At 80.5% G+C, this 400-nt stretch carries 1 pseudogene; it reads left to right on the plus strand.

Going from position 1 to position 400, the window contains the following annotated elements:
• A pseudogene (locus FOE67_RS28500) lies at positions 1–400 on the plus strand (hypothetical protein); the annotation flags it as partial.

The raw sequence follows: 400 nt of genomic DNA on the forward strand, positions 1-400 counted from the left end.
GTCCCGGCCGACCGGGGGGACGACGCCGCCCCCCTCCCACCCGGGTTCGAGCCGTTGGACTCGCTGGCCCCGGCCCTGACCTGCGGCGGCACCATCGAGGTCGCCGTGCTGCCCCATCCGGCCGACGACCCCCGCCGGGGGGCCCTGGCCACGGCACTGGCGGAGGTGTCGACCGAAGCCGACCCCGACACCACGGTAGCCGGGGCCCTCGCCCTGGTGCGGGTCGCGGAAGGCCCCGGGCCGCTGCGGGGCGGGGTGATGACGGTGCGCCGGGACGGCGGGTACACGGGCGGCCTGGGCGGTGGCGCGGCACTCGACCGGCGGGTCGCCGCCGAGGCCGCCGCCCGGCTGGACCTCGGGCGGACCGGGCCGGTCACCGTCCCCCTGCCCCCGATACCCC

Origin of the sequence: Streptomyces calidiresistens, assembly GCF_014141525.1 — a bacterium.
GTDB classification, from domain to species: Bacteria; Actinomycetota; Actinomycetes; order Streptomycetales; family Streptomycetaceae; genus Streptomyces; species Streptomyces calidiresistens.